Annotated in this window: 4 protein-coding genes and 1 pseudogene; 3 read left to right on the top strand and 2 right to left on the bottom strand. The window is 73.7% G+C overall.

The genetic code is table 11. The features are described from left to right. Positions 1-349: pseudogene (locus tag MNZ39_RS22680) on the bottom strand (lytic transglycosylase); the annotation flags it as partial. Between the two features lie 129 nt (positions 350-478). Here MNZ39_RS22680 and MNZ39_RS22675 point away from each other — a divergent pair. The 3 genes from MNZ39_RS22675 to MNZ39_RS22665 all read left to right on the top strand — a co-directional run bounded on the left by MNZ39_RS22675 (position 479) and on the right by MNZ39_RS22665 (position 5779). Further along, the gene (locus MNZ39_RS22675; RefSeq protein ID WP_242341373.1) at positions 479-2734 is read left to right on the top strand and encodes an ATP-binding protein; all 2256 of its coding nucleotides are present in this window, start codon (positions 479-481) and stop codon (positions 2732-2734) included. 145 nt (positions 2735-2879) lie between these two features. Then, entirely contained in the window at positions 2880-4292 is a 1413-nt protein-coding gene (locus MNZ39_RS22670; protein ID WP_242341372.1) for a sigma-54 dependent transcriptional regulator, read from the top strand. A 137-nt stretch (positions 4293-4429) separates the two neighbouring features. Beyond that, the gene (locus MNZ39_RS22665; RefSeq protein WP_242341371.1) at positions 4430-5779 is read left to right on the top strand and encodes a hypothetical protein; all 1350 of its coding nucleotides are present in this window, start codon (positions 4430-4432) and stop codon (positions 5777-5779) included. Here the strand turns inward: MNZ39_RS22665 and MNZ39_RS22660 are convergent. Then, the coding region (locus MNZ39_RS22660) for a PLP-dependent aminotransferase family protein (protein WP_242341370.1) at positions 5727-6911 on the bottom strand (1185 nt) is incomplete at its 5' end. The genes MNZ39_RS22665 and MNZ39_RS22660 overlap by 53 nt on opposite strands.

The following is a 6911-nucleotide window of genomic DNA, read 5'->3' as shown; positions in this document are numbered from 1 at the left end:
CGCGCCCCGCGGCCTCGAGCGCGCGGCCGCGCAGCAGGGAGATCCGGTCGGCCGCGTCCGGGAGGCGCGCCTCGAGCCCCTCGAGCGGCGCGAGCGCCTCCGCGGCCCGACCCGCCTCGGCGAGCGCCATGGCGCGGAGGAGCCGCGCCTCCGGGGTCGCCACGTGCGCGAGCTTCGCGGCGGCCTCGGCGTGGCGGCCGGCGTCGAACGCGGCCTTCGCCTGCGCGGCCGGGCCGGCCTGGAAGGCGGGGGAGAGATCGAGGACGGCGTCGGACGGGGTGACCGACGCGAGGAGGACGGCGGCGAGCGCTGCGGTGATCATCGGGGGCAGGTGCAGAGTGCGGATCACGGAGGGGTCGCGTCAAGGGCCCGCCCGGCTGCGCCGTCCGGCCGCGCCTCCCGCCACCGGGATCGCCGAGGCGGGCGGGCGATTCCGGGGCGGGCAACCGGCGCGGAAAACGTCTAGGATCGCCCCTGCGTGGACATCCGGACCCAGGCGGCGCTGCTCGCCGCGATCGTGACGCTCGCGCTCTCGGCGGCCGCGCTCCTGCGCGAGAACCGCTCGCGGGTGTTCACCCTGTTCGCGCTCTTCGCCGCGGATCTGTGCCTCTTCTCCCTCGCGAGCTTCTTCCTGCGCTGGTCCGAGGCGTTCGGGGTCCCCTGGTGGGAGCGGCTCGCGGTGGCGTCGGGCGGCCTCATCCCCGCCGCGGCGCTCGCCTTCTTCCTGGAGTTCCTGGGCGTCGCGCGCCGGCCGGCGCGCCGGGCCCGGAACGCCATGCTCGCGGGGTCCCTCTCCGGGATCGTGGTCGCCGTCACCCCGCTCGTGCAGCTCAAGGCCGCGAAGCTCCTCGTCGCGACCTACGTGGTCGGCGGGCTCGCGGTGGTGCTCTCCGTGCTGTGGGGCAAGATGCACGCCTCGCAGACACGGGTCGAGCGCGCGCGCCTCCAGTACCTCTTCCTCGGCGCGGTCGTCGCGGTGCTCCTGTCGACGCTCGACATGCTCCCGCTGCTCGGCCTCCCCTATCCGCCCGAGGGGCTCGGCTCGATCACCCTCACCATCTTCATGTTCTTCCTGTCGCAGACGCTGCAGCGCCACCGGCTGCTCGATCTGCACGAGTTCCTCGGGAAGATCGTCGTGGTGACCGCGCTCGGGCTCGTGCTCGTCGCGATCTACGGCGGGCTCGTGTCGTGGGTGGGCGACCGGCCCGAGCTCTTCTACTTCAACACCATCGTCGCGTCGTTCGTGATCCTGTCCCTGTTCGAGCCGATGCGGGAGCGGGTCGAGGAGTGGGTGGTCGCGACGCTGTTCCGCGAGCGCTACGAGCTCGTGCGACGCCTCGAGGCCCTCCGCCAGCGGACGGGCAAGGTCATCGAGCCCGCCGGCCTCGCCGAGGTGGTGCTCGACGGCCTCGTGGAGACGCGCCGGGCGACGCACACCTCCCTCTGGCTCGTGGCGGACGATCGCCCCGGCTACCGGCTCCTCGACTTCCGCGGCCCGCCCCCGGTCCCGTTCCTCGAGCCCGCGACCGCGCGCGCCCTCCTCGCCGCGGCCTCCTCGACCCAGAAGGCCATCCTGCTCGAGAACATCGACCGCCGGGTGGCGGAGCTCCGGGCGATGCTCCCGCCCGGGCCTGCGGAGCACGAGAGCCGCAGCGGTCGCGGAGCGCCCGCGGCCGTCGCCGAGGAGCTGAAGCGGCTCAGCGACGCGCGCGCCGTGATGTGCTCCATGCGCGCGGGGATCTGCATGCCGCTCCTCGCGGGCGACCGCGTGGTCGGGTTCCTCGCCTGCTGGGACGAGCGCGTCCCCGAGGCCTTCGCGTCGGACGAGATCGCCGCCCTCATCGAGATCGCCGATCGGTGCGCCCTCGTCATCGAGAACTCCAAGCTGTACCAGCAGATGAAGGAGCGCGACCGCCTCGCCGCGCTCGGCGAGATGTCGGCCGGCCTCGCCCACGAGATCCGCAACCCGCTCGCCGCCATCAAGGGCGCGGTCCAGTTCCTCGATCCCGCGAAGCTCCCCGGCGAGGACCGCGAGTTCCTCGAGATCGTGATCGAGGAGGTGAACCGCCTCAACGGCGTGGTCACCCAGTTCCTCGACTACTCGCGCCCGCTCAAGCCCGCCCTCGCGCCGACCGACGTGAACGACGTCCTCGCGCGGACGTTCAAGCTGCTCCAGGCGGAGGTCCCGCCCACGATCTCGGTGGAGCTCGCGCTCGCGGAGTGGCTCCCCCCCGTGAACGCCGACGCCGAGCAGCTCAAGCAGGTGTTCCTGAACCTCGCGCTGAACGCGTTCCAGGCGATGCCCACCGGCGGCAAGCTCGTCGTCTCGACGCGCCTCGCGCGCGACGAGCTCGCCTTCTGGCGGGAGGGGATGCGCAAGGCCGACCTCGTCGAGGTGCGGTTCCGCGACAGCGGCCCGGGCATCCCCGACGAGGCCCGCGAGCGCATCTTCGTGCCCTTCTACACGACGAAGGAGAAGGGCACCGGGCTCGGGCTCGCCATCTGCCAGCGCCTCGTGAAGGCGCACCAGGGCACGATCCAGGTCCGCTCGTCGCCCGGCGAGGGCGCGGAGTTCCTCATCTCGCTGCCGGGGCTCCGGGAGGAGCGGCCGCCCGAGTCGCCGAAGCCGCCCGTCGACGAGGAGGAGAAGCGCCGCGCCCGCGAGCGGCGGCGCGCCAAGGCCGCGGCGCGGCTCCGCCGCCGACGGAAGCGTCGCAAGAAGCAGCAGGCGTGAGCCCGGCCCGGGGCGCCCCGGCCTTCGCCGCCGGCGGCCCGGGATCCGGCGCCCCCTCCGCCGCGCCCTGGCGGGCGAGACCCCTGCGCCGGGCCCGAGGCGCGCCGCGCGTGCGGAGACCGGTCGACTGTGGTAACGCACCCCCGTGGCTCACGTCCTCATCGTCGACGACGAGGTGAACATCCGCCGGGTCCTCGCGGCCATGCTGAAGCGCGAGGGCTACGAGGTCACGACCGCCGCGGACGGCGAGCAGGCTCTCGGCGTCCTGCACAAGACGCCCGTCCACGTGGTCGTCACCGACCTCGTGATGCCGAAGCTCGGGGGGATGGATCTCCTGCGTCGCGTCGGGGCCGACTTCCCCGACGTGCCGGTGATCATGATCACCGCGCACGGCTCCGTGGACAGCGCGGTCTGCGCGCTCAAGGCGGGCGCCTTCGACTACATCACGAAGCCGTTCGAGCAGGACGAGCTGAAGAAGGTCATCGCCAAGGCCGCGCGCGCGCACGACCTCGAGCGCCAGAACGTCCACTCGAGCTTCGGTGAGGGGGACCGCCCGCCGCTCGTCGGCCAGTCCGCGGCGATGCGCGCCATCTACGACATGGTCGCGCGGGTGGCGGACTCGCCCTCGACCGTGCTCGTCACGGGCGAGAGCGGCACCGGCAAGGAGCTCATCGCGAAGGCGCTCCACCGCGGCTCCTCCCGCCGGGACAAGCCGCTCATCAAGGTGAACTGCGCCGCGATCCCGAAGGACCTCGTCGAGAGCGAGCTGTTCGGCTACGAGCGCGGGGCGTTCACCGGCGCGGTCGCGTCGAAGCCCGGCCGCTTCGAGCTCGCCGACGGCGGCACCCTGTTCCTCGACGAGATCGGCGAGATCCCGGTCGAGATGCAGGTGAAGCTCCTGCGCGCCATCCAGGAGCAGGAGTTCGAGCGGGTCGGTGGCATCAAGACCCTCCGCGTGGACGTCCGGCTCATCGCCGCGACGAACCGCGACCTCCGGCAGATGATCGCCGACGGCCGGTTCCGCGAGGACCTCTACTACCGGCTCGCGGTCGTCCCCATCGCCCTGCCCCCCTTGCGCGAGCGCAAGGAGGACATCCCGCTGCTCGTGCGGCACTTCATCGAGAAGTACGACCAGCGGCTCGGCAAGAAGGTCGAGGGCATCGAGGAGGAGGCGCTGCAGCTCCTCCTCGGCTACGGCTGGCCCGGGAACATCCGCGAGCTCGAGAACCTCATGGAGCGCTCGGTCCTGTTCGCCGACGGGCCGCTCATCGAGGCGAGCGCCCTCCCCGACTCCCTCCGCGACCGCGGCGCCCAGCCGCCGGTGCCCATCGCGGCGATGGGCCCGCTCGGCGCGATCGCCGCGCCGAGCGGCGCGTCGATGAAGGAGATCGTGCGCCACGCGCAGGCGGAGCTCGAGCGCGAGCTCATCACGCGCGCGCTCGAGGAGACGGGCGGCAACGTCACGCGCGCCGCGAAGCGCCTGCAGATCAGCCGCAAGTCGCTGCAGGTGAAGATGAAGGAGCTGGGGCTCCGCGAGCCGCCCGAGACGGACGAGTAGCGGCCCGTTCCTGAATCGTGCGCCGACGCACACACCAGGCGGGGGCTCGTCAACTTGACCGCTCCGGGGGCCACTGCTAGCGTCGGCGCGGTTTTGCTGCGCTTTCCGCGGCGTTCGCTCCAGTCCACGGAGGAGACATGCGGCGGCTTCGCCTGCGCGCCCTCACGATCTGCACCCTCGTCGCGCTCGCCGCCCCCGCCGGGGCCGCCGAGATCACCCGCGTCGCCACGAGCGAGACCGGCAACCTGTTCGACTTCCACGTGTCGCTGCGCTGGGATCGCACCCAGCTGCGCGGGAAGCTCACCCGCGAGCAGGGAGACCCGGCGGCGAACCCGCCGTTCGGCGCGAACGCCGACGTCGACGAGCTGCGCTACACGCGCATCACGAACGCGCTCGTGCCGCGCTTCGCGGTCGGCCTCCACCGCGATCTCGAGGTCCACGTCGAGCTGCCCTACGTGCTCGCGGACGACCACTCCTGGCGCTTCGCCCTGGTGAACGGGCTGCCCGTGGAGGCGGTCTCCACCATCACGAACAACACCATCGACGCGATGAACCAGCCGTGCGATCCGGGCGGCGCGACGTGCCCGCTCTTCCCGGTCGGGACGAACACGACCGTCTATCACGGCGGCCGCGCCGGCGACGTGAAGGCCGGCGTCGCGTGGGGCATCTTCAGCGACGCCCGCGACGACACGAAGCCGTTCTGGCTCGTGGGCGCCGACCTCACCTTCCCCACCGCCAGCGCCTACGATCCGGCCGCCGGCCGCAGCGCGAGCTGGGCGTCGCCGCACGTCTCGTCGGGCAACCCCGGCGCGTTCGGCGAGAAGGTCTGGAAGTACGACCTCTACACGGTGCTCTCCCGCCGCCTCGGCCCCATCGACCCGTACTTCAAGGCGCACGTGACCGGGATGCAGCGCTCGAGCGGCACGTACTCCAACTGCGAGCACGCCGCGGAGCTCGCGCGCCGCTCGCCCGCCGAGGCGACGCTCGCGGGCGCCGCCAACTGCTCGAGCTGGGGAGACGACGCGCGCGCCCGCCTGCCGTGGATCGGGGGCCTCACCTTCGGCGCCGAGCTCGTGCCGTACGAGAACCCGTCGGAGGACCAGAAGGTGTCCGTCGACGTCCGGGCGTTCGCGGACTACACCTCGTCGCAGCGCTTCTACAACCCGCTCACCGACATGAGCGGCAAGCTCCACGCGACGGAGCCCTACCTCACGATGGGCGGCCTGTTCGGCCTGTACCTCCGCGCCTCGCGCTTCGTGTCGCTCCACGCGAGCGCCTCGCTCGCGACCCAGACCGCGCACTTCCTCTCCGGCGAGTCGCTCGGCCGCGGCGGCGTCGCCGACGCGGGCAAGGACATCACCGGCGTCACCGCGAACCCGGACCTGAACCCGAACTACGACTGGCGCTACGACGCGCCGGGCCGGCGGTTCCGCTTCAGCGAGACGAGCGTGTTCGGCCTGTCCGTCGCGGGCGTGCTGCAGTTCTGAGGGGACGGGCGGCCGCGCCGCCGGCCACGCTCGCTCTCCCCAGCGCCCCGGCGAGGCGCCGGACGGCCTCGCGGAGCTCGCGCTCGTCGAGCCGGCCGAAGCCGAGCCGCAGGTTCGGGGGCGAGCCGCCGTCGAAGGCGAAGAGCCGGCCCGCCTGCACCGCCACCCCCGCCGCGAGAGCGCGGTCGGCCCACGCCTCGGCGTCGAGGCCGGGCGCGACGCGGCACCAGTAGGCCATCCCGCCGGGTGGCTGCTCGAAGGTGAGCGCGCCCGCGAGCTCGGCGCGCAGCGCGTCCGCGAGCGCCTCGCGCCGCGCGGCGTAGATCCTCCGCGTGCGCCACACGTGGCGCTGCGCCTCCCCCTCCTCGAGGAGCTCGGCCACGGCCGCCTCCACCGCGAGATCGCCCTGGCGGTCGAGGTAGTGCCGGTGCGCGGTGAGGCGGGCGATGGCGTCCTCCGGCCCCGCCAGGAAGCCGATGCGGAGGGCCGGCGCGAGCACCTTGGAGAGCGAGCCGACGTACACGACCACGCCCGCCGCGTCGGCGCTCGCGAGCGGCTGCACGGGGCGGCCCTCGTAGTGGAACTCGTTGTCGTAGTCGTCCTCGAGCACGACGAGCCGCGCCCTGCGCGCGAGGTCGAGCAGCGAGAGCCGCCGCGCAGGCGAGAGGGTGACGAGCGTGGGGTACTGGTGGTGCGGGGTGAGGTACACCGCGCGGATCCGCTCCGGTCCCGCTCGCGCCGCGAGCGCCTCCACGTCGAGGCCCCGGGCGTCGAGCTTCAGGGGCACGAGCCTCAGGCCGGCGAGCCGCAGCGCCTCCCAGGCCGGGCGGTAGCCGAGGTCCTCCACCGCGACGGCGTCGCCGGGGCGGAGCAGCCCGCGCGCGGCCACGGCGAGCGCCATCTGTGCGCCCCGGGTGACGAGCACGCCCTCGGATCGCACCGCCAGCCCTCGCGCCTCGCCCAGCATCCGCGCGAGCGCCGCGCGTAGCCGGGGGTGCCCCCGCGCGTCGCCGTAGCCGAGGTGCTCGCGCCTGCTCAGCGCGCGGCGGTAGGCGCGGGCCAGGGCCGCCACCGGCACGAGGCGCGGGTCCGGCACGCCACCGAGGAGCTGCAGCGCCCCGGGCGGCGGCGG

Origin of the sequence: Anaeromyxobacter sp. SG66, assembly GCF_022690805.1 — a bacterium.
Lineage (GTDB): Bacteria > Myxococcota > Myxococcia > Myxococcales > Anaeromyxobacteraceae > Anaeromyxobacter > Anaeromyxobacter soli.
The sequence above is the reverse complement of the archived record's forward strand: the minus strand, read 5'-3'. Positions and strand labels throughout refer to the sequence as shown.

Bases quoted from the DNA above. Each gene is read 5' to 3' on its own strand.
- MNZ39_RS22665 (WP_242341371.1), top strand. From the start codon at position 4,430: ATGCGGCGGCTTCGCCTGCGCGCCCTCACGATCTGCACCCTCGTCGCG.